Annotated in this window: 16 protein-coding genes; 5 read left to right on the top strand and 11 right to left on the bottom strand. The window is 45.4% G+C overall.

The genetic code is table 11. The annotated features are described in order from the left end of the window. Positions 1 to 17 precede the first annotated feature (17 nt). Positions 18 to 968 (bottom strand): LysR substrate-binding domain-containing protein, encoded by a 951-nt coding sequence (locus ACOJUN_RS07350; RefSeq protein WP_422136012.1) that lies wholly within the window; start codon positions 966 to 968, stop codon positions 18 to 20. A 527-nt stretch (positions 969 to 1,495) separates the two neighbouring features. Between ACOJUN_RS07350 and deoC the strand changes: the two genes are divergently transcribed. Then, positions 1,496 to 2,254 (top strand): deoxyribose-phosphate aldolase, encoded by a 759-nt coding sequence (gene deoC / locus ACOJUN_RS07345; protein WP_422136011.1) that lies wholly within the window; start codon positions 1,496 to 1,498, stop codon positions 2,252 to 2,254. A gap of 43 nt (positions 2,255 to 2,297) precedes the next feature. On the opposite strand, the gene ACOJUN_RS07340 is transcribed toward deoC, so the two are convergent. From ACOJUN_RS07340 to ACOJUN_RS07305, 8 genes are all read right to left on the bottom strand, one after another. Continuing rightward, positions 2,298 to 2,999 carry a hypothetical protein gene (locus tag ACOJUN_RS07340; protein WP_422136010.1) on the bottom strand — a complete coding sequence of 234 codons (702 nt, stop codon included), beginning with the start codon at positions 2,997 to 2,999 and terminating at the stop codon, positions 2,298 to 2,300. A 313-nt stretch (positions 3,000 to 3,312) separates the two neighbouring features. Next, positions 3,313 to 4,245, bottom strand: coding sequence for a hypothetical protein (locus ACOJUN_RS07335; RefSeq protein WP_422136009.1), 933 nt, complete (start codon positions 4,243 to 4,245; stop codon positions 3,313 to 3,315). Between the two features lie 163 nt (positions 4,246 to 4,408). Further along, entirely contained in the window at positions 4,409 to 6,325 is a 1,917-nt protein-coding gene (locus tag ACOJUN_RS07330; RefSeq protein ID WP_422136008.1) for a hypothetical protein, read from the bottom strand. Between the two features lie 301 nt (positions 6,326 to 6,626). Further along, positions 6,627 to 8,447 (bottom strand): hypothetical protein, encoded by a 1,821-nt coding sequence (locus ACOJUN_RS07325; RefSeq protein ID WP_422136007.1) that lies wholly within the window; start codon positions 8,445 to 8,447, stop codon positions 6,627 to 6,629. A 341-nt stretch (positions 8,448 to 8,788) separates the two neighbouring features. Next, positions 8,789 to 10,561: a hypothetical protein gene (locus ACOJUN_RS07320; protein WP_422136006.1), complete on the bottom strand. Its 1,773-nt coding sequence runs from the start codon at positions 10,559 to 10,561 to the stop codon at positions 8,789 to 8,791. After that, positions 10,533 to 10,754 carry a hypothetical protein gene (locus tag ACOJUN_RS07315; protein ID WP_422136005.1) on the bottom strand — a complete coding sequence of 74 codons (222 nt, stop codon included), beginning with the start codon at positions 10,752 to 10,754 and terminating at the stop codon, positions 10,533 to 10,535. The genes ACOJUN_RS07320 and ACOJUN_RS07315 overlap by 29 nt, the downstream gene beginning before the upstream one ends. A 32-nt stretch (positions 10,755 to 10,786) precedes the next feature. After that, positions 10,787 to 12,592 carry a hypothetical protein gene (locus ACOJUN_RS07310; protein ID WP_422136004.1) on the bottom strand — a complete coding sequence of 602 codons (1,806 nt, stop codon included), beginning with the start codon at positions 12,590 to 12,592 and terminating at the stop codon, positions 10,787 to 10,789. 356 nt (positions 12,593 to 12,948) lie between these two features. After that, positions 12,949 to 14,772: a hypothetical protein gene (locus ACOJUN_RS07305; RefSeq protein ID WP_422136003.1), complete on the bottom strand. Its 1,824-nt coding sequence runs from the start codon at positions 14,770 to 14,772 to the stop codon at positions 12,949 to 12,951. A gap of 415 nt (positions 14,773 to 15,187) precedes the next feature. Between ACOJUN_RS07305 and ACOJUN_RS07300 the strand changes: the two genes are divergently transcribed. Next, on the top strand, positions 15,188 to 16,405 hold the full coding sequence (locus ACOJUN_RS07300; RefSeq protein WP_422136002.1) for a phosphopentomutase: 1,218 nt from the start codon (positions 15,188 to 15,190) through the stop codon (positions 16,403 to 16,405). Positions 16,406 to 16,477: 72 nt separating this feature from the next. After that, complete coding sequence (deoD, locus tag ACOJUN_RS07295) at positions 16,478 to 17,188, top strand: purine-nucleoside phosphorylase (protein ID WP_422136001.1); 711 nt, start codon at positions 16,478 to 16,480, stop codon at positions 17,186 to 17,188. A gap of 114 nt (positions 17,189 to 17,302) precedes the next feature. On the opposite strand, the gene ACOJUN_RS07290 is transcribed toward deoD, so the two are convergent. Both ACOJUN_RS07290 and ACOJUN_RS07285 read right to left on the bottom strand, forming a co-directional pair. Further along, entirely contained in the window at positions 17,303 to 17,704 is a 402-nt protein-coding gene (locus ACOJUN_RS07290) for a hypothetical protein (RefSeq protein ID WP_422136000.1), read from the bottom strand. Between the two features lie 165 nt (positions 17,705 to 17,869). Continuing rightward, positions 17,870 to 18,610: a TrmB family transcriptional regulator gene (locus tag ACOJUN_RS07285; protein ID WP_422135999.1), complete on the bottom strand. Its 741-nt coding sequence runs from the start codon at positions 18,608 to 18,610 to the stop codon at positions 17,870 to 17,872. 329 nt (positions 18,611 to 18,939) lie between these two features. Here ACOJUN_RS07285 and glmU point away from each other — a divergent pair, with 329 nt between their 5' ends. Then, the gene (glmU, locus tag ACOJUN_RS07280) at positions 18,940 to 20,316 is read left to right on the top strand and encodes a bifunctional UDP-N-acetylglucosamine diphosphorylase/glucosamine-1-phosphate N-acetyltransferase GlmU (RefSeq protein ID WP_422135998.1); all 1,377 of its coding nucleotides are present in this window, start codon (positions 18,940 to 18,942) and stop codon (positions 20,314 to 20,316) included. 35 nt (positions 20,317 to 20,351) lie between these two features. Beyond that, positions 20,352 to 22,184, top strand: a complete 1,833-nt coding sequence (gene glmS, locus ACOJUN_RS07275) for a glutamine--fructose-6-phosphate transaminase (isomerizing) (protein ID WP_422135997.1) — start codon at positions 20,352 to 20,354, stop codon at positions 22,182 to 22,184. Positions 22,185 to 22,262: the final 78 nt, after the last annotated feature.

Here is a 22,262-nt window from a genome sequence, read left to right as displayed (position 1 = left end):
TGACTGACATTTCTGACTCAGGGAACGTGATAGCCCATAGGCTTCATAATGTCATACTGAAGCCAGACTTTGTTCAGCCAATTTTCTTCACCCAGCCAGTCCAGAACCCAGCGGATACCATTGCCCATGGCTTCCTTATTCCAGGCAAGATAGCAGCTGTCGTTCATGGGAATATCCAGAACATCCTTGCGAACCAGTAATTCTTGTTCAATGTAGGGCTGAACAAAGTGGCTGGGCATGATGGTGATGCCCAACCCTTTCAGCAGGCACTCAATAGCCATACGGAAACTGGGAACCAGGAGGATTTGCTGATCTTCAAGCAGCAGGTTGTAGCCCTGTCGAAAGACTCTGGAAGTATCCTGAATGCAGATCGAACTGTAAGTTTTCAGCATGTCCTGACTAATCGGATCGGAAACATTGGCCAATGGGTGCTCTGGAGACATCACCAGATCCCATGCCAGCGATCCCATAGACTTCCATTCAAAGCGGTCGTTAGTAGCAATATTGTCTGGAATGGTTTTAGGAGCACCAATGACCAGCTGGCAACGGTTGTGGAAGAGAGCATCCCATGAGCCGTTATGAACTTCAGTATTGATCACCAGGTTGGTCTCGGGACGAACTGCCTGAAGATCGCGAATCAGATCGTAAACCATGCCCTGGTTAACAACGTTATCCAGGGCAATCCTGATTTCATGTTCCCAGCCTGAAGCCATCTGGCGGGTTGTTTTTTCCAACTCCTCCAGCTGAGTCAGCAGTTTGCCTGTCTGCTGGATAAAGTGCTCACCTGCCGGAGTCAGCTCGACCCGCTTGCTATCCCTGAGAAAAAGTTGCACATCCAGCCGTTCTTCCAGCTTCCGGACGGTGTAGCTGATGGCTGAAGGCACTTTATGCAGGTGCTTGGCCGCTGCAGTAAAGTTTCTGAAGTGGGCCACGGCCCTGACAATTTCGAGGGATTCCGTTGGGATCATGAGGAGAATACTACTATCTACTGACGTTCAGATGTTAATAGAGTATCTCTAAGGTTGTCAGAAAGGGAGTCTAAATAAGAGTTTTTTATCGTAATGTTCTCGCCTCCAGTGATATAAGATGACTCTCAGGACAGGACTCACCTACATCAGCATTCAAAAAAGCCGAATGCTCGTCCAAAAATACTTGCTGTATCTGTTGGCAGGAATTCTCTAAAATAATTTTCACTTCGAGCAACCTCAGGTTATGAGGAGTCGTGTACTGCACTGTTGCCTGTTCCCGCAGTACAGAAACTCTTGCACGAAGTGTCGAGTGTGCAGTCCACGCTGCAAACTCAGGTGGATGATCAGCAAAAAAACCTCTGCGTCTTTGGTGTAGGGGGTTTTTTGTTTTTGACAGCTTTTCCCACATGGTTCGGTGGTGTTCTTAAGGGAATTGAAGATAAACTACGACTGACGACAGGCTCCATTCAGGCACTTTTCTATTCTTTTTTGTCACCTCCAAAACTCTTTAGCCAGAGGACCGAACCTTGACCGATCTCACTGCTATCAGTCGTCAGGCTCTGCAATTGATGGATCTTACTTCCCTGAACGATAACGATACGCCGGAAGTGATTATTGATCTTTGCCACACAGCTAAAACACCTGCAGGCAATACTGCGGCAGTCTGTGTTTACCCAAGATTTGTTCCCATCGCCAAAAAGACGCTGAAAGAGCTGGGTCTGAACGATGTAACGGTTGCCACTGTCAGCAACTTTCCAAAAGGCAGTGATGATATTGAACTGGCAGTCACTGAAACTAGGGCAGCTGTCGCTTATGGTGCGGATGAAGTGGATGTTGTTTTCCCTTATAGCGCCTTTATGAACGGTGATGAAGCCATTGGAGCTGAGCTGGTTCGCCGCTGCAAAGAAGTCTGTGCAGACAAAGTGATACTCAAGGTGATTATTGAGAGCGGCAAACTGAAGGACCCAGCCCTGATTCGTCGAGGCAGTGAGATCTGCATTGAAGCCGGTGCTGATTTCATCAAAACCTCTACTGGCAAAGTGCCTGTCAATGCTACACCTGAATCTGCCCGTATCATGCTGGAAGCCATTCGTGACAGTGGCAAACAGAACGTAGGGTTTAAACCTGCGGGCGGCATCCGAACTGCACAGGACGCTGCAGAGCACCTGGCTATTGCCGTTGACATTATGGGGAAGGAATGGATCGACCGAAACCACTACCGCTTCGGAGCCAGCAGTTTGCTTGGAAGTCTGCTGGTGACCCTCGGTCTGAAAGAACGGGAATAAGTCTAAAAATAAGTTTCGCCAAGACTACCCTATATCAGCATCGCTACTGCCAGAATCCATTACTGTCAGAGTCACTGCTTTCAGAGTCACTTCTGCCAGAGCCGCTTCTGCCAGAGCCGCTTCTGCGAGAGCCGCTTCTGCCAGAGTCACTGCTGTCAGAGTCACTGCTGTCAGAGTCACTGCTGTCAGAGTCACTGCTGTCAGAGTCACTGCTATCGGAGTCACTGCTATCGGAGTCACTGCTATCGGAGTCACTACTGTCATAGTTAATAGGTGTCTCCATAGCAAAATTATATTTAGAGCTGAGCAAATCGATGAAATCTTGCAAGTATAATATGCGTTCTTCCAGAAGTTTTCTCTGCCTTTTGTCATTGCTGAGCTCTTTTACTTCTTGTTCATTCGCTGCCTTGTCATGTTTGACTACATCAGCCTGCTGATTTGCATGGATGATAATGCTCGCTGAAAGAAATTCCAGCATCTTGTGTGATTGTTTCAGCAGGTTATTAAATTCTGTGTAGAGGTTTATCAAAATGCCGCGATAATCATTTTGATTAACTAATTTTTTTTGTAATTGGTGTTCTATGTAATTTTCTAAGGCTAGAAGCAATTCTTGAAATAATTCAGGGTTTTCATTTTTTGGGTTATCTTTTGCACCGATTAATATTTTTTGGAAAATTTCAAATAATTTATCTTCTTTATCTTCTTTATCTTCTTTGTCTTCAGAGTCAGTAATGGTTCGACCCAAGTCTAGTTTGCCAAAGTAAATCGATATGCTATCAATATTTGCATTTGAGAATTGTCTAACGAGATACTCAAGAACTGAGAATTTTTTAACGAAAGAGTCTAGAATCAGGCTTATGGAGTGAATAAAACTGATGGACTGATCATTCGAGACAACTAATCCGGTTTTTTTTTCACCATATTCATTTGTCAGGTTTAATATTCGTTTAGCTGATTTTATATTACGTCGATAAAACGGTATTTTGTTACGATTAATGCCATCGTTGAGTAGGGTAGTAGCGGCTATTAGCAATAAATTGACTGGTTCCTCGGATTGATCAGCTTTTGAGAGTTGATTCAATTGCCGCAAAATTAAGACGCATTTCTCCCAATAATTTCAGACCAGAGAAGACCGAATTAGCTTCTTTAACATTTGCTTTTAAACAACCGTGATTTTCTATGGGTTCTTTTTCGCCTAAAATGTCATCTTTTATGACCTCTATACCAGATAAGCCGATGGCATGAAGCAGGAATGAGCCAAAAAAGAAATGGCCCCCAGGAGGGGGGGAGTTAATGGCTGTATAGTAACTCAATATCAGCACCGCTAAGCACTGTTGATCTTTTGGTTTGGTCATATCGACGAATGATTCGGTATTATGGATTTTGGTTAGAATTGCCAACATTTCAAGCTGTACGAAGTCAACCACAATGTGGTGAGTTTTTATCAATTGCTGAAGCATGCTTAAGATTGTGAGGCTTTCATTGGGGGGGGCTAATGGGACGTAGCTCAACATAGTGTTTAAGATGTCTTCATCAATGCCTGTATTCAATTCATGGATAATGGCGGTAATTTGTGCATGGTTCATTGGTGGCAGCGGAATTTCCATCAAAGGCTGCGGTTGCTGTGCCCCAGCTCCCTCGGATTCTTCTGAATGCTCAGCCATTTTTTCGACTTGCTCATTTTCATGGTTCATTGCGAAGATGAGTTCGGTTGTATTCGAGTTGAGAAAAAAAGGAGAGGTTTTTCCTAAATAAGCATTATGGTTAATCAAATCGTTCAGGTAATTAGAGGTTTTTGTCGTTTTTTCTTCAATAAATCTCTCATCCACGGGTGTGAATAAAGTATGTGCTGCCATCAGTTTTGAATAAGGGCTAACCATAATGATAAAGCTAAGACAAGCAGCAACCGACCGTTTGGCCCTGTCACGATGGAAAAGTATCGGTTTTTTTGCTGTTTCAGGAAATTCAGAAATGAAGTTACTTGTTAACATCTGCTTTCTCTAACTTATAAATTCCCTGATAAAGTAGTCCACGGAATGCAGCATTGGCTAACTTGAGCACTTTTTAATGCTACACCTCAATCTACCTGCATAATGCTGGAAGCTGCAGTCCATAAGGCCATTAGCACTTGGTCTGAAAGAACAGAGAAGAAGATTAAAAATAAACTTCGTCAAGACTTTCAAGAGCACCTCTCTCAGCATCACTACTTTCAGGGTCATCCATGACCGCATCACAACTTTCAGAGTCGCTACTACCCGGGACACTTATGCCAGAGTCAGTTCTGCCAGAGTCACTTCTGTCAGATTCACTTCTGTCAGATTCACTGATGTGAGAATCATTACTGTCAGAGTCATCACTGCCAGAATCATTGCTGTCAGAGTCATTGCTGTAAGAGTTAAGAGGGGTCTTCATAGCAAAATCATACTTAGACCTGAGCATATCGACGAAATCTCGCAAGTATGATATCCGCTCTTCCAGGTGTTTCTTTTGCCTCTCTTTTTGTTCTGTTGCTGCCTTGCCATGGTTGCATTCATCATTATGCCGATTAGCATTGATGAAAATATTGCACTCAAGGCATGTCAGCATTCTGTTTGATTGTACCAGAAGGTGGTCAAATCCTGTGCAGAGCGTTACCATTATGACCTGGTAATCATTTTGATCAGTAAACGTTTTTTGTAATTTTTGTTCTATGTATTTTTCTATGGCCAGAAGCAATTCTTGAAATAATTCAGGATTTTCATTTCCCGGGTTGTCTTTAGCGTCGCTTAGGATCTTTTTGAATATTTCAAATAATTGTTGTTCTTTGCCTTCATTGTCGGTAATGGTTTGATCCCAGTTTGACTGGTAGAAATAATCCGTCATGTTGTTAATACATTCACTTGCAGATTGTATAACGTAAGGATCAAGCATCAGGCTTATGGCATTAATAAAATTGATGAACTGACTATTAGAGGCAACTAATTCGGGTTTTTTTTCACCATATTCTACGATCAGTCTTAACATCCGGATAGCTGATATCATATTACGCTGATAAACCGGCATTCCGTTATCAATCATGCCATAGTTGAGCAGAGTAGAAGCAACTAATAGCCGGTAACTGGCTGGTGTCTCGAATTCTACAATTTTTGAGTTATCTTTCAATTGTTGCAAAAAATCAAAGCGCATTCCTTCCAGCACTCCCTTGCCAATGAAGATCGAAGCTGACTCTTTAACATTTGCTTTTAAAACTTCGTAATCTTTTATGGGTTCTTTTATACCTAAAAGATCACCTTTTATGGCATCGAGTTTCTCGATACCAGACAGGGCGGCAGCGTGAAGCAGGAATGAGTTAAAAAAAATGTTAGCCACTTTAGGGGAAACTGCATTTGAATTGATGGCGGTATAATAAGTCACCAACAATATCGCGAGCCTGAATTTGTCTACTGGCTTGGTAATATCGACAGGTGATTGAGTGCCCTGGATAGAATATAGAACTTCTATTATGTCATCCTGCTTATGGTCCGTCACAACACCGAGAGCTTTTGTCACGTGCTCAATCATGTCTGCAACGGTCAGGCTCTCATTGGGAGGTGTTATCGGTAGGTAGCTCAACATAGCGTTCATGATTTGCCTGCGTTCTTCAGTGCTTGTATTCAACGTTTGGATTATGTCGGTAATTTGTGCATGGGTCATTGGTGGCAGCGGAATTTCCATTATAGGCTGCGGCTGCAGTGCTCCAGCCCCCTCCGATTCTTCTGAATGCTCATCCGTTATTTCGACTTGCTCATTTTCATGGTTCATTGCAAAGATGAGTTGGGTGGTATCCGGATTGAGAAAAAAAGGAGTGGTGCTTCCTAAATAAGCGTTATGGTTAATCAAATCGTTCAGGTAATTTGACGCTTTTGTCGTTTTTTCTCTAACAAATCTCTCATCCACTGGTGTCAATAAAGTATGTACTGCCAGCAGTTTTGAATAGGGGTAGACCATAAAGATAAGGCCAAGGCAAGCAACAACCGACCGATAGGCCCTGCCACGATGGAAGAATATCGATTGTTTTGTTGTTTTGGGTAATCGAGAAGTGGAGTTACTCATCAACCTCTGCCTTCTTTGGGTAATGAATGCCCTGATAAAGTAGTCTATGGATTGCAGCAGTACTCAATTTGAGTGCCTGTGAATGTCAAACCTTAATCTGTCTGCATCATACTGGAAGCGATTTGTGACGGTGGCAAAGAGAGCGTAGGATTTAAACTCACGGGCCGGGACGCCGCAGGACACCTGACGATTGCCACTGAGCTTATGAGGCAGGAACGGATCTATACCACCTGCACCTGGGAGCCGGCAATTTGCTGGGAAGGCTTCTGGTAGCAATCGGTTTTAAAGAACAGGAAGAAAATTAAAAATAAAATCCGTCAAGTCTCTCAAGACCGCTTCTGTCAGCATCACTACTTTCATCATCACCTAAGTTAGCATCACTACTTTCAGCATCATTTCTTTCAGAAGCCTCAATGTCGGTATCACTATTTTCAGCGTGACTGTTTTCAGTATCACTGCTTTCAGAGTCACTACTGCCGTAGTCAATACTGGCATAGTCAATATTGCTATAGTTATTATTTTCGTAGTCACTGCTGTCGTAGTCATTGGGAGTAATGATAACAGATTCATATTTAGACCAGAGCAACTCAACGAAATCCTGTAAGAATAATATCCTTTCTTTCAGGTGTTTTCTCTGCCACTCTTGTTTGCTGAGTTCTTCTTGTCCCTTTAGTGCTTTGTCATACTTAGCTTCATTAGTCTGCTGATTGGCATTGATGACAATAGTCGCCTCAAGAAATTCCAGTATCTTGTCTGACTGTTCCAGTAGATCTTCAAATCCTGTGCAGAGGGTTGCCAATATAACCAGGTAATCATTTTGATCCACGAACGTTTTTTGTAATTGTTGCGCCATGTATTTTTCAATGGCCAGAAGCAATTCTTGAAATAAATCAGGACTTTGATTTTCCGGGTTGTTTTTTGCGTCGGCTAATACTTTTTCGAATATTTGAAATAATTCCTGTTCTTTGCCTCTGGAATCAGTAATGGTTTGCCCCCAGTTTGATTGACTAAAATAACTCGAAATCTTGCCAACATGTTCATATGAGGATTGTATAAGGAAAGGATCAAGAATCAGGTTTATGGCATCAATGAGACTCACAAATTGGCTATTTGAGGCAACTAATTCAGGTCTTTTTTTGTAATATTCTTTTACCAGACTGTACATGCGTCTGGCTGATTTGACATTACGCCAATAAATGGGGATTTCGATCTTATTAACGTCATAGTTCAGCAAAGTGGACGCGGCTATTAGCACTGAATCGACTGATGTCCAGGATATTTCAGCTTCTGAGAGATCCTTCATATGTTGCAAAAACTGAAGGTGCATTTCATCCAGCACCTCCAGGCCAACCAGGAACTTGGCAGATTCTTTAGCATTTTCTTGTAAAGCTTTGTGGCCCAGTATTGGTTTTTCTGCACCTAAAAGGTCACCTATTCTGGCATGGAGACTTCTTATACCAGACAAGCCAGCGGCGTGAAGCAGGAATGAGTAAAAGAAGAAATAAGCCGCCTGAGGAGATGCCCCATTTGAATGGATGGCAGTATAGTAACTCACCAACAACATCGCGAGACTCTTTTGATCTTCTGGTTTGGTGATATCGACAGAAGATTCGGTACCCAGGATGTGAGTCAGAACTTTTATCATCACATTCTGGTCGTCGGTCATTATTACATTGAGGCTTTTTATCACTTGCCGAATCATGCTTACAATGGTCAGACTCTCATTGGGAAGGGTTGTCGGGACGTAGCTCAAGATAGTGTTCAGAGTGCCTTCTTCAAGGCCTTCATTTAAACCTTCGATAATGGCAGTAATTTGAGCATGGGTCATGGGCGGAAGGGGAATATGCATTAAAGGCTGCGGCTGCGACGCTACAGCCCCCTCTAATTCTTCTGAATGCTCATCCATTCCTTCGGCTCGCTCATTTGCATAGTTCATGGCAAAGATAAGCTGGGTCGAATTCGGATTTAGAACAGATGGAGGGATTTTTCCTATGTAAGCATTATGGTTAATCAAGTCATCCAGGAAGCCAAAGGATTTTGTTGTTTTGTCTTCGATAAATCTGTCGTCTACTGTCGTTAATAATGTACTTTCTGCCAGCAGTTTTGAACAGGAGCAAGTCATAATGATGAGGCCCAGGAACGCGGTAATTGAGTGATTAGTCTTGTCAGGGTGGAAAAAAATCGATCGCTTTGCTGATCCAGGTAATCGAGAAATTGAGTTGCTCATCAACATCTGATTTCACCAGTTTATTAATGACTTGAAAAAGTAGTCTAAGGATCGCTTCTGCGCCAAATTTTAAGTACCTTCCCCGGAACGTGGCAACTGCTCCTGCGTTGATCTGGTTCCTGCACCTTCATCCTCAATTTTCTGCTGACCTCGCTAAGGGGTCGCCGAGACGGGGTCGCCGAGACGGGGTCGCCTAGACGGGGTCGCCCAGACGGGCGCTATTCTCGGTCAGGCTTCTAGTGAGGCGTTACCACTCTCAAAATCTTGATTTCAGAGTCATCGCTTTGAGAGTCACTGGTATCAGAATCATAAGGATTCTTCATGGCAAAGTCGTAGTAAAACCTGAACCAATCGACAAAATCAATAAAGTAATCTATGCGTTCTTTCAGGTGTTTTCTCGTCTTCCCATCTTTGTTGAGCTCTATGCCTTTTTTCCCCTTTGCTGCTCCTCTATGCACGGCATCATCAGCCTGTTCATTGGCATTGGTGTCAATAGTTGGCTCAAGCATTGACAGCTTCATGCGTGCATGACCCAGCAGGTCCGCAAATCCTGTGCCGAGGGTTACCATTATGACTTGGTAATCATTTTCATCAGCAAACATGTTTTTCAATTGATGTGATATGTATTTTTTTATGGCTACAAACAATTCTTTAAATAATTCAGGATTCTCATTGCCCGGATTGTCTTTTGCGTCGGTTAATATATTTCTGAATATTTCAAATAATTTCTGTTCTTTGCTCATTATGCCTCTAATCTCAGTAGAGGTTTGATACGACTTTGATTTACTAAGATAACTCGATATATTGTGAATAAGTGCAGTTGCAGATTGTAAAGTGAAAGGATCAAGAGTCAGTCTTATGGCATTAAGCAAATTAATAAACTGACTATTCAAGGCAACCAGTTCAGGTTTATTTTCACCATATTCCTTTATTAATATCAACATTCGTTCTGCTGAATTTATATGGCACTCATAAAGTGATTCTTCGTTCTCATTAACGTCATAGTTGAGTAGACTGGAAGCAGCTATTAGCTGTAAATCGTCGGCTGATTTTCCGAATCTATCAGCTTGCAGAGGGTTCTCCATTTGTTCCAAAAAATCAAAGCGCATCTCTTCCAGCGCCACCAGTGCAGAGAAGATTGAAGCAGACTCTTTGAGTTTGGCTTTTAAAATTTCGTGAGCTTCTATTGGCTCATCTGTACCTAATAGATCACCTTTTTTGGCATCAAGTCTTTCGATACCAGACAACTGAGTGGCGTGAAGCAGGAATGAGTTAAAAAAAACATTAGCTGCTCGAGGGGATGCTCCATTTGAATGGATAGCTGTATAGTAAGCCAGCATCAACGTCGCGAGTCTCCGTCGATCTTGTGGTTTGGTGATATCGACAGGTGATGTGGTACCCTGGATAGAAGATAGAACAGTTACCATGACATTCTGGTTATCCTGAACCGTAATGTTGAGAGTTTTTATCAATTGCTGCAACATAATTAGAATTGTCAGGTCCCCATTGGGAGGGGTCGCCGGAACATAGCTCAACATAGTGTTTAGGGTGGCTTGATTAAAGCCTGTATTCAAGCCCTCGATAATAGTAGCGACTTCTGCAAGGGTCATTGGTGGGAGAGGTATCTGCATTAAATGCTGCGGTTGTTGTGCTCCAGCTCCCTCCGATGCTTCTGAATCCTCATCCATTTTTTCACCTTGCTGATTTTCATGATTCATGGCGAAGATAAGATGAGTTGTATTCGGGCTGAGAGCAGAAGGAGGGTTTTTCCCTATATAAGTATTATGGTTAATCAAATCCTCCAGGAAGCCAGACTCTTTTGTCATTTTTCCTATAATAAATTTCTCCTCCACCGGTGTAGAAAAAGGATTTCCTGCCAGCAATTTTGAACAGGGGCAAGCCATAGCGACGAGGCTGAGGGTAGCTGCAACCCACTGATTGGTGTTGTTACGACGGAAAAGTATCAATCGCTTTACTGTCTCAGGTAATCGAGAAACGGAGTGACTCATCAACATCGGCCTTCTCTATTTTATAAGTGCCCTGATAAAGTAGTCCATGGATTGCAGCAGTACTCAATTTTACGAACAGGTCAGATCCGGTCACGCCGTCTTCAATATAGGTTTGTGCCTGAGCATGGAATGACCGCCTGAAACCAATACCGCTTCCGAGTCGAACGTTCTCCGGGAAACCTGATGGTGGCACTCGGTCTGAAAGCAGGGAAGATGAATAAAAAATTAAACGCCGTCAAGACTTGCTCTGTCGGCATCACTACTTTCAGTATCAAGAATTTCAGTATCACTACTGTCAGTATCACTACTGTCAGAGCTATAAGGGGTCTTCATGATAAAATCATAGTTAAGCCTGAACCAATCAACGAAATTATCCAAGTAATTTATCCGTTCTTTCAGGTGTTTTAACTTCTTCTCTTCTTCGCAGAGTTCATTTCCCTTTTGTGCCTTTGCTGCCCCGTTATATTTGGCTGCATTAGCCTGTTCATTGGCATCGGTGACAATAGTTGCCTCAAAAAATAGCAACATCTTGTGTGATTGTTCCAGCAGGTCCTCAAATCCTGTTCCGAGGGTTACCATCATGGCCTGGTAATCATTTGGATCAATAAAGGTATTTTGTGATTGTTGCGATATGTATTCTGCTACGACCAGAAGCAAGTCTTTAAATAATGCGGGGTTTTCATTCCCCGGGTTGTCTTTTGCGTCGGATAGTACCTTTTTGAATATTTTAAACAATGTCTGCTCTTTGCCTTCTTTGCCTGCAGACTCAGTAATGGTTTGATTCCTATTAGAGTTACTGAGAAAACTCGTCAGGCTGTCAACATATTCACTTGCAGATTGTATATCGAAAGGATCAAGAGTCAGGCTTATGGCATGAATGAAACACAGGATTTGATTATTCGAGGTAATTAATTCAGGTTTTTTTTTATCATATTCTCTTATCAGCCTTAACATTCGTTTATACGATCTTATATTACGCTCACAGATAAACATTTCATTTATATTAACTGCATGATTGAGCAGTGAGAAAGCGGCTATCAGCAGTGGATTAACTGATGTCCCGGGTTCATCAGCTTCTAAGGAATCCTCCAATTCTTGCGAAAACGCAAGGCGCATTTTTTCCAGTGATTTCAGAGCAGTGAAGACTGAAGCAGATTCTTTAATATTCCCGTTTAAGACTTCGTGATCTTCTATGGGTTTTTTTGTGCCTAAAAGGTCATCTTTTTTGGTATAAAGTCTCTCAATACCAGACAAGCAAGCAGCGTGAAGCAGGAATGAGTTAAAAAAAACACGAGCTTCCTGACGGTTAGCTCCACTTGAATTGATGGCCGTATAGTAAGCGACCATCAACATCGCGAGGCTCTGTTGTTGTTGTAGTTTGGTTATATCAACAGGAGATTGGGTGCTCTGGATAGAATATAGAGCATTTATTACCTCATCCTGGTTATAGTTAGGCAAAATGTTGAGTGTTTGTGTGATTTTTTGAATCATGCTTGCAAGGGTCAGGTTCTCATTGGGGAGTGTTACCGGTACGTAGCTCAACATAGTGTTCAGGGGAGGCAGGGAGTCTTCATCAAGGTCTGAATTCAGGACCTGAATCATAGTAGTAATTTGTGCATGGTTCATTAGCGGGAGCGGAATGTGCATTAAAGGCTGTGGTTGCTGTGCTCCGGCTCCTTCTGATTCTTCTGAATGCTCATCCTTTTTTTGGTCTCGTTCATTTTCATGGTTCATGGCAAAGATAAGATGGGTCGAATTTGGATTGAGAACAAAGGGAGTGGTTCTTCCCATGTAGGCATTATGGTTAATCAGGTGATCCAGAAAGCCAGACGATTTTGTGCTTTTATCTTCAAAAAATCTCTCCTCCACTGTCGTTGATAAAGTATTTTCTGCCATCAGTTTTGAATAGGAGAAGACCATAATGATGAGGCCAATGGAAGCAGCAACCGACTGATTAGCCTTGTCACGACGGAAAATTGTCGATTGTTTTGCCGTTTCAGGTAATCGCGAAATCGAGTTAACCATCAACATTTTTCTTCTTCAGATAATGTATGCTCTGACAAAATAGTCCACGGATAGCAGCAGTGCACAATTTCAAGGGTACGATAGTCCAATACTGAACAGCCAGCTCCGTTTTGCAGATACAAGGAATTATGAAGACATAGGGCTTTGTGATTCAATGGCTGTTCATCAAGACTTTTGCATAAGACAAGGCGGCCAGGCCGCAGGCTGGAATTCCGTGGGTGAGGCGATTAGCAAAAATGCTGAAAAACAACAAGCCATTGCCACTGGCATGGCAGAAATTTACCGACCGAAACCGCAGCCACTTCGGAGCTGGCAGAACGCTGGGAAGCCTGGTGGCACTCGGTCAGTATGAGGATTAGAGCTTAACTTCCTTCAAGACTGCCTCTTTCATCACCATTACTACTTTTATCAGCATCATTACTGCTTCCGTCAGCATCATTACTGCTTCCGTCGGCATCATTACTACTTCTGTCAGCATCATTACTCTCAGAGTCTCCAACGTGGGAGTTATTGCTGTGAGAGTCATAAGGCAACGTCATGTCAAAATCATAGTTAGATCTGAGCCAAATGACGAAATCTTGCAAGTAGTTAATCCTTTGCCCCAAATGTTTCCTCTTCTTCTCTACTTCGCTGAGCTTCTGTCCTTCTTGCCCTTCTGCTGCCTTGTCATCTTTGGCTCCATCAATCTGCTTATCAAATATTTCCAACATATCATTTGATTGTTCCAGAAGGTCGGCAAATCCTGTGCCGAGAGTTACCATTACGACTTTGTAATCATTTTCAGTGAACGTTTTTTGTAATTGCTTTTCTATGCATTCTCGCAGGGCGTGAAGTAATTTTTTAAATAATTCAGGCCTTTCATTTCCGGGGTTATCTTTTGCGTCGCCTACTACCTCTTTGAATACTTCAAATATGCTCCGCTCTTTGCCTTCAGAGTCAGTAATAAGATGATCCCAATTTAGTGCAGAAAAATAATGCGACAGGTTGTTAACATGCGAACCTGTGAATTGGATAACGAAAGGATCAAGAAGCATGCTTATAGCATGAATCAAAGTCATAAACTGACTGTTCCAGGCAACCAGCTCAGGGTTGCTTTCACCATGTACCCCTATTAGTTTCAACATTCGCTCGTGTGATTTTTTATTACGTTTATAAAGCGGTATCCCGTTCTTATCAACACGATAGTTGAGTAGACTGGTAGCGGCTGTGAGCTTTGGATCAAGAAGTGCGTCAGTTTTTTCAACCTCTGCGTAATTATCGAGCTGTAGCAAAAAATCACGGCGCGCTTCTTCCAATAATTTAAGGGTAGAAAAGACTGAGCCGGATTCTTTAACATTTGCTTTTAAAACTTCGGAATCCTCTATGGGTTCTTTTGAACCTAAAAGGTCTTCTTTTTTGGCATGGAGTCTCCCGATACAGGACAAGCCGACAGCGTGAAGCAAAAATGAGCTAAAAAAAGCCTGAGTGGTTTGAGGAGATGTTCCATTTGAATTAAGGGCTGTATAGTAACTCACTATCAACATCGCGAGGCTCTGTTGCTGTTGTGGTTTGGTTAAATCAACAGGAGATTCGCTGCCATGGATATCATACAGAGCGCTAATCAAACCATTCTGGACTTCGTTGACATTTATACTGAGTGTTTCTATCAAATGCTGAATCATGTTCGCAATTGTCTGGCCGTGAACGGGAGGGGTCTCCGGGATGCCCTCCAGCATAACGTTCACGGTGTTGACATTAAGGCCTGTATTCATACCTTGAATAATGTTGGAAACTTGGGAAGGGCTCATTAGCGGGAGTGCAATCTCGATTAATGACTGCTGTTGCGGTGCTGCAGCTGCCTCCGGCTCTAACGAGTTCTCATCTTTTTTTTCGTCTTGCTCATTTTCATAGTTCATGGCAAAGACAAGATGGGTCATATCCGTGCTGAGAGCAGCTGGAGGGACTTCCCCCAAAATTGAGTAATGGTTAATGTAGTTGTCCAGCAAGCTGGAATCTTTTGTCGTTTTATGGCCAACAGATATCTCCCCCCCCGGCGTTGGTAGAGGACTGTCTGCCAGCAGTTTTGAACATGGGCAGGCCATAGTGATGAGGCCAAGGACAGCAGCAACCCACTGACTAGCCCTGTCAGGACGGAAATGTACCGATTGTTTTCCTGTTCCGGGAAATCGAGAAATGGAGTTACTCATCAACATCTGCCTTCTTTAATTTATGGATGCCCCTGATAAAGTAGTCTACGAATCGCAGCAGTGCTCAATTTTAACCGACAGGCGGCCCCGGCCTGATCGTCCAGCCAACTCGGTTTTCTGGAAGTTACCGGGAGCGCAGGGCTTCGTGCTCCTCATGACGCACCTCATGACACCCATTTCTGCGTGAGTCACGAGGAGGGGTATTGTCAAATGACTGCGGTTGTTTTGCTCCAGTGCCTTCCGAAGTTTCTGAATGTCCTGATAGAGTAGTCCCCGAATTGCAGTAGCGTATGAAAGTGCATACAGCTCAGTTAATTTCCTGACCTTCAATGGATTAGGTACTAATCACTGTGCTGCTCTGTATTTTTCTGAGTAATAATTAGGGGACTCGCAAGGAGTTGGTAAGGTATCTCATATGAAACGAGCAATTGTCCTGGTGATGGATTCGTTCGGGATTGGCGCCAGTGCTGATGCCGATCAGTTTGGTGATGCAGGCTCCAATACGATTGGCCACATCGCCAGGACCTGCGCACAGGGCGAGGCAGACATTGGTCGACGGGGTATACTTGAATTGCCAATGCTGGCCAGTCTTGGTCTGTTGCACGCGGCTAAAGATTCCTCAGGAGCTTTTCCCGCTGGCATGAACACCAATGTAAAGCTGATCGGTGCCCACGGTTACGCCAGGGAAATTTCCAGTGGCAAGGATACTCCCAGTGGCCATTGGGAAATGATGGGCGCTCCGGTGTTGTTTGACTGGGGCTACTTCAAAGACGTGGAAAACAGCTTTCCACAGGCGCTGCTGGATCAACTGGTCGAGAAAGCCAGCCTGCCCGGTGTTATTGGTAATTGTCACGCCTCAGGAACTACCATTCTGGAAATTCTTGGTGAAGAACACATGCGCACTGGCAAGCCTATTGTTTATACATCGACTGACAGCGTTTTTCAGATTGCCTGCCATGAAGAGACTTTTGGTCTGGAAAGACTCTATGAAGTCTGCAAAATCGCCCGTGAGCTGCTCGACCCTTACAATATTGGCCGTGTCATTGCCCGTCCCTTCACAGGTGATGATGCCGGTGACTTCCAGAGAACAGGAAATCGTCGGGACTACTCGGTTCTGCCTCCGGCTCCCACGCTGCTGGATAAGCTGGTGGGCAGCGGTGGCGAAGTGGTCAGTGTCGGAAAGATAGCGGATATCTTCGCCCATCAGGGCATTACCAGAACCTTGAAAGCGACCGGCATTCCTGCTTTGTTTGAAACCACTATGCAGGCGCTGGAGTCAGCCGGAGATCGCTCCCTGATCTTCACCAACTTCGTCGATTTTGATTCATCCTTTGGCCATCGTCGTGATGTGGCGGGTTATGCCCGGGCTCTGGAGGAGCTGGACGCTATGATACCGAGACTGCTCAACGCCATGCAAAAAGACGATGTGCTGATCATCAGTGCTGACCATGGCTGCGATCCCACCTGGCACGGTACCGACCACACCAGGGAACACATACCGGTACTGGTCTATGGCAAAAAGGTTCCACCGGTTTCTCTGGGTGAACGGGAAACCTTCGCAGATATCGGTCAGAGTCTGGCCAGTTTCTTTGATCTGGAGTCCATGGATTACGGGACCAGCTTTCTGCCATAAACAGAGCTGACTGTTAACAGCTACCCTGCTGCCCCATGGCCCGCTTTTTGAAAAGCCCTCAAGAGGAATAAAATGACCCCTCATATTCATGCCAAACCCGGTGCTTTTGCCGACGTCTGCCTGATGCCCGGTGACCCACTGCGTGCCAGGTATATTGCCGAGAACTTTCTGGAAGGTGCTGAACTGGTAAACGACGTCCGTAATATGTTTGGTTACACCGGAGCATATAAAGGTCGTCGTGTATCCGTGATGGGTTCCGGGATGGGCATTCCTTCGGCCTCCATCTACTACAAGGAACTGATTACTGAGTACGGTGTAGACAAGCTGATTCGTATTGGTTCCTGTGGTGCTATCTCTGCCGATGTGAAGCTGCGCGACATAGTGATTGGTATGGGGGCGTGCACCGATTCCAAGGTGAACCGTATCCGCTTTAATAACCATGACTTTGCAGCTATTGCAGACTTTGGCCTGCTGGAGAATGCGGTTAAGAGTGCCCGTGACAAAAAAATGCCGGTAAAAGTAGGCAACATTTTCACTTCGGATCTTTTCTACAGCCCGGAGACACATATATTCGACATCATGGAAAAGCACGGCATTCTGGGTGTTGAAATGGAAACCGCAGGCCTTTATGGCGTATGTGCTGAGTACGGTGCCAAAGGTCTGGCTATCTGCACTGTCAGCGATCACATTCGCAAGGGTGAGGCCATGTCTCCCGAGGACAGGCAGATATCCTTGAACGAAATGATTGTGTTGGCTCTGGACTCTGTGCTGTTGGGAGACTGATTCTCGTTGTTCCAGTCCGTGTTCCATAAAAAACCATCAGCAACCGTGTGGCTACTGATGGTTTGTTAACAATTCATCCAGGCTCTGGTTTAAGTCGCCAATGGATGCACATCCTCACCTACGGCTGGTATGCCAGCCAGGAAAGCCGCGCAGGAAAGCCTGATGTTCGCTGCAACGCGTTATTGCCTTAATTGTATTCTCCAGATCAAAAACAATGCCCAGTGCAGTGGGTATAGCCAGCATCGGGCCCGTAGAAAGGGCAACGATTGTCTTGGAGGCGAAACCACCCAATACTCTGGCGCGCTCAGCCGATTCTTCAGAGTATTGATTGACAGACTGGGGCTCAAAAGCTGTTCTGAACAACGTGTTGGAGAGCTTGGCTCCGCCAACGATAGCAGAACCACCCACGGCACCCACAGCGCGTCCACCAAAATGGCCAATAACTCTGCCGGGCACACCGGCGAGTCTGGATGTAAGAATACAGATACCTTTTAAAATTTCTCCCGATGTTATCATAGTCATTCCTCCTTGATATATGACCCCGCTGGTGAGCAGGGTTTCGTGAGCATCATAAGGATTCTTCCAGATGGGGTGGAGAATTACACTGACAGGGCTGTCAGGTAGACTAACAGGCAGTGGAACTGCCATACAGAAGCCCAGATATTAATGTTTTCCATACCTTTACAAAGTGTTCCACAGCGTATCAAAGATGATTTGCTGAGTGTTGGCGATCTCAATAGAATCGATCACAACAGCAACGGGGTAGTCCATCGAGGCCAGGGAGATCATGGCGACTTTTGGGGGGTAAATAGCAATATAGCTGGCATCAATTTTACCGGTGGCATTGATCCATTTGCGCTCAGAAAGCTCGGCATCCTCGCCACCTTCACCAATGGCAATGACCCGGACATTAATACCCTTGCGGATACGCTGCTGGGTATAGTTTGGAAATGGGCGATAGAGATGCTGCCGGATCGGTTTGGATGAGAAAATGGAGTAGTTTTTATCATTTTTTTTGGCGACCGTGTTCAGTATATCCTTAAGAACGAACTCGATACCGCTGTCTCCCTCATAAAAGCGGACGTTTCCGGTATTGAAGTCAGGTTTAAGCTGATTCAGTTGCGGGATCAGCTTTTGTTTCATCTCTTCAATGCTCTGTTCCAGAGACTGCTTTCTCTCTTCTGCCAGATCCAGCAGCTTTTCAGGAGGCTCTGCACAGAAAACCCGTCTTTTTCCTTTCGGGAAGTAACTGACAATACCCTTACCCGCCAGGCCTTTCAGGGTCTCATAAGTGGTGCCGCGATTAATATCCGCTTCGGCCGCAATATCACGGATAGAGGCGGTTCCCAGCTTCAACAGGGCCAGATAAAGCTTGATTTCCTTCTGGTCGAGCCCCAGCTGTTTCAATGTGTCCAGGTTCATATTGTCAATTTTCCAATGACAAACACAGTTGTGTTTCAGTCTGTATAGGATAAGCTAAATTGAATACCGCAGAAAAGTGTCACTTTTTCTTATGACATGGGTTGTAGGAAAAGGGCACCTGTTTCTGATGTTTCCTGCTGTTATTTGCCCTGACTGCTGTCTTCATGCGTTCATTGAAAAGTAATGAGCTCAGGCTAAGAGATTCAAAGATTTTTCCGGGGGCGGTGAACCATGTCGTTTTGCCGTGGTTTTTTGCTTTTTATTTTTTCCCCGGCAGGTAACGCAGAGAGAACTCTGAATGATCAAGAGACTATTGTTAAGAGCTAATCATGAGAGCTGATATCGTCATTCTTGCTGCTGGTCAAGGCAGCCGTATGAAATCTAACCTTCCCAAGGTTCTTCATCCCATTGCCGGTAAACCGATGCTGGAGCATGTCATTCTCAGTGCCCTGCAAACCCAGCAAGTGATTGGCAAGGGTGAAATTCATGTCGTGATTGGTCACGGTGCAGACAAGGTAAAAAGTGCCCTGGGACACTATGACCTGAATTGGGTTGAGCAAACAGAGCAGCTTGGGACAGGTCATGCTGTTCAGCAGGTTGTACCAGGTTGCGAAGGTGCTGATGTCGTGCTGGTGCTCTATGGTGATGTGCCGCTGATACATTCCTCTACGCTGCAATCCCTGCTGGCCGCCAGTAACGGTGAGCGTCTGGGTCTGCTGACCATCAATCTGGCTAACCCATCAGGCTATGGTCGTATTGTCCGGGATGATACTGGCAGTGTGCTGGCTATTGTTGAAGATAAAGACGCAACGCCTGAACAGCTGGCTATAAACGAGGTGAACACCGGTATCATGGCCATTCCCGGCAGCAAGCTGGGTGAGTGGGTCATGGGACTGGATAACAACAATGCCCAGCAGGAATATTATTTGACGGATGTCGTGTCTAAAGCCGTGTCTGAAGAGACCCCCGTGGTGCACGTTCAACCGCAAAAGGCTACCGAAGTCGAGGGAGTCAACAGCCGGGTTCAGCTGACAGAACTGGAGCGGGCTTTCCAGCAACAGCTGGCTAACGCCATGATGACCGGCGGTGTCACCATTATTGACCCTGCCCGGCTGGATATTCGTGGTGATGTCAAAACCGGCAAGGATATCCTGCTGGATGTCAACGTGATTCTGGAAGGAGAAGTCGAGATTGCCGATAACGTAGTCATTGAGGCTGGCTGTATCATCCGCAATTCCAGAATTGGTGAAGGTGCTGTCATCAAAGCGCACTCGATTCTTGAGGATGCAGAGGTAGCCGCTCACTGTGAAGTAGGTCCTTTTGCACGACTGCGTCCGGGTACTCAACTGGCAGAAAATGCCAAAGTGGGCAACTTTGTCGAAATCAAAAAGGCATCCATCGGTGAGGGCAGCAAGGTCAATCATCTGACCTATATAGGCGACGCTGAAATAGGTGCGGGTGTCAACGTCGGAGCGGGTACCGTGACCTGTAACTATGATGGGATTAACAAACACAAAACCGTCATTGAAAATAATGCTTTCATCGGTACCAACAGTTCACTGGTTGCACCGGTTACTGTTGGTAAAGGTGCCACTACAGCGGCGGGTTCAGTGATTACCCGGAACCTGGACGAAGACCAACTTGGGGTAGCCCGGAGTCGTCAGAAAAACATTGACGGCTGGCAGCGTCCCACCAAAAAGAACTGAATATCAGGCAGAACACAAATCAAAGGTAGAAAATTATGTGTGGCATTGTCGGTGCTGTAGCGCAGAGGGATGTGGCGCCCATTCTGTTAGAAGGTTTACGTCGTCTGGAATATCGCGGATATGACTCTGCAGGTGTCGCCATCATCGCTGCCAGTGGTGAACTTCAACGACTTCGCAGAACCGGAAAGGTCTCCGAATTGAGCGAAGCGATCAATGAGTCTCAGGTGCCTGGTGGCACAGGTATTGCGCATACACGCTGGGCGACCCATGGAGAGCCCAATGAGCGCAACGCTCATCCCCATGTCTCTGGCGAAGATATCGCTGTGGTTCATAACGGTATTATTGAGAACCACGAGTTACTGAGGAACTATCTGGAGCAAGAGGGCTTCACCTTTGTCTCTGACACAGACACAGAAGTTATTGCCCATCTGGTCAGCCACGAACTGAAAAGTACTGACAGCCTGATCGCCGCCGTTCAGGCAGCTGTGCCCCGGCTGGAAGGTGCTTATGGCATGGTCGTTATGGATCGCAAAGACCCGGAGCGGCTGGTGGTTGCCCGTTCTGGCAGCCCACTGGTCATTGGTCTGGGACTGGGTGAAAACTTCATTGCCTCCGATCAGTTGGCGCTGTTTCCGGTGACTCGTCGTTTTATTTTCCTGGAAGAAGGTGATGTGGCTGAAGTGACCCGTACAGAGGTGTCTGTCTTTGATACGGATGGCAAAAGCATTACCCGTGCCGCCAGAGAAAGTAATCTTGAGCACGATGCCGGTGACAAGGGGCCATACCGGCACTACATGCTCAAAGAAATTCATGAGCAACCCGATGCCATTGCCAACACACTGGAAGGCCGACTGGGTGAGACAAAGTTGAACCTCGACATACTGGGTAAAAACGGTATCGAACTCCTCAATAAAACCAAAGCTATCCAGATTGTTGCCTGTGGCACCAGTTACCATGCCGGCATGGTAGCCCGTTACTGGTTTGAGGAGCTGGCCGGAATCCCCTGTCGTGTAGAAATTGCCTCAGAGTTCCGCTATCGCAAATTCTTTGTGCCTGAAGACTGTCTGTTCGTCACACTTTCCCAGTCAGGAGAAACGGCCGATACTCTGGCAGCTCTGAAACTGGCTAAAGAGATGGGTTACATGGCTTCCCTGAGTATTTGTAATGTTCCGGGTTCGTCCATGGTTCGTGAATCTGATATGGCCTTGATGACCCGGGCCGGAGCTGAGATCGGCGTCGCCTCAACCAAAGCCTTCACGACTCAGCTGGCCGCCCTGCTGATGCTGGTAACGGCCATTGGTCGCCACACCGGAATGACCGAAGAACAGGAGACTGAAGTCGTCAAAGCCCTGAGAGAATTGCCTCATATCATCAGCAGTACGCTGGAAATGAGCAGTGAAATTGAAGCGGTCGCTGAAGATTTTGCCGACAAACATCACAGCCTTTTCCTGGGGCGCGGCACTCAATACCCGATTGCCATGGAAGGTGCGCTGAAGCTGAAAGAAATCTCCTACATCCATGCAGAAGCCTATGCGGCGGGTGAATTGAAACACGGTCCATTGGCTCTGATTGATAACGATATGCCCGTAATTGTGGTGGCACCCAACAACGACCTGTTGGAAAAGCTGAAATCCAATATGGAAGAAGTACGCGCCAGAGGTGGCCAGCTGTTTGTCTTTGCAGACCGCCATGCCCGTCTGGTGGCAGGCGACGGAATTAAGGTATTGCCATTAGAGACAGCACCGGAAGTCGTTGCTCCCATTCTCTACACTGTACCTCTGCAACTGTTGTCCTACTACGTAGCCATTATCAAGGGAACGGATGTCGATCAGCCTCGTAACCTGGCCAAGTCTGTGACGGTGGAGTAGTCTGGACTGTTGCCCGTTTTGTTGTTGTCGGTGGACATTAAAGTTTGGTAAATCACATTCCCCCGTGTCAGGATAGAT

The sequence above is a fragment of the Endozoicomonas sp. ALD040 genome (assembly GCF_049275945.1).
Classification (GTDB): domain Bacteria; phylum Pseudomonadota; class Gammaproteobacteria; order Pseudomonadales; family Endozoicomonadaceae; genus Endozoicomonas_A.
Note: the sequence above shows the minus strand (reverse complement) of the source record. Positions and strands in the feature narration are given on the sequence as shown.

Bases quoted from the DNA above. Each gene is read 5' to 3' on its own strand.
- ACOJUN_RS07350 (WP_422136012.1), bottom strand. From the start codon at position 968: ATGATCCCAACGGAATCCCTCGAAATTGTCAGGGCCGTGGCCCACTTC.
- ACOJUN_RS07335 (WP_422136009.1), bottom strand. From the start codon at position 4,245: ATGTTAACAAGTAACTTCATTTCTGAATTTCCTGAAACAGCAAAAAAA.
- ACOJUN_RS07330 (WP_422136008.1), bottom strand. From the start codon at position 6,325: ATGAGTAACTCCACTTCTCGATTACCCAAAACAACAAAACAATCGATA.
- ACOJUN_RS07325 (WP_422136007.1), bottom strand. From the start codon at position 8,447: ATGACTTGCTCCTGTTCAAAACTGCTGGCAGAAAGTACATTATTAACG.
- ACOJUN_RS07320 (WP_422136006.1), bottom strand. From the start codon at position 10,561: ATGAGTCACTCCGTTTCTCGATTACCTGAGACAGTAAAGCGATTGATA.
- ACOJUN_RS07310 (WP_422136004.1), bottom strand. From the start codon at position 12,592: ATGTTGATGGTTAACTCGATTTCGCGATTACCTGAAACGGCAAAACAA.
- ACOJUN_RS07305 (WP_422136003.1), bottom strand. From the start codon at position 14,772: ATGAGTAACTCCATTTCTCGATTTCCCGGAACAGGAAAACAATCGGTA.
- ACOJUN_RS07300 (WP_422136002.1), top strand. From the start codon at position 15,188: ATGAAACGAGCAATTGTCCTGGTGATGGATTCGTTCGGGATTGGCGCC.
- deoD (WP_422136001.1), top strand. From the start codon at position 16,478: ATGACCCCTCATATTCATGCCAAACCCGGTGCTTTTGCCGACGTCTGC.
- ACOJUN_RS07290 (WP_422136000.1), bottom strand. From the start codon at position 17,704: ATGATAACATCGGGAGAAATTTTAAAAGGTATCTGTATTCTTACATCC.
- ACOJUN_RS07285 (WP_422135999.1), bottom strand. From the start codon at position 18,610: ATGAACCTGGACACATTGAAACAGCTGGGGCTCGACCAGAAGGAAATC.
- glmU (WP_422135998.1), top strand. From the start codon at position 18,940: ATGAGAGCTGATATCGTCATTCTTGCTGCTGGTCAAGGCAGCCGTATG.
- glmS (WP_422135997.1), top strand. From the start codon at position 20,352: ATGTGTGGCATTGTCGGTGCTGTAGCGCAGAGGGATGTGGCGCCCATT.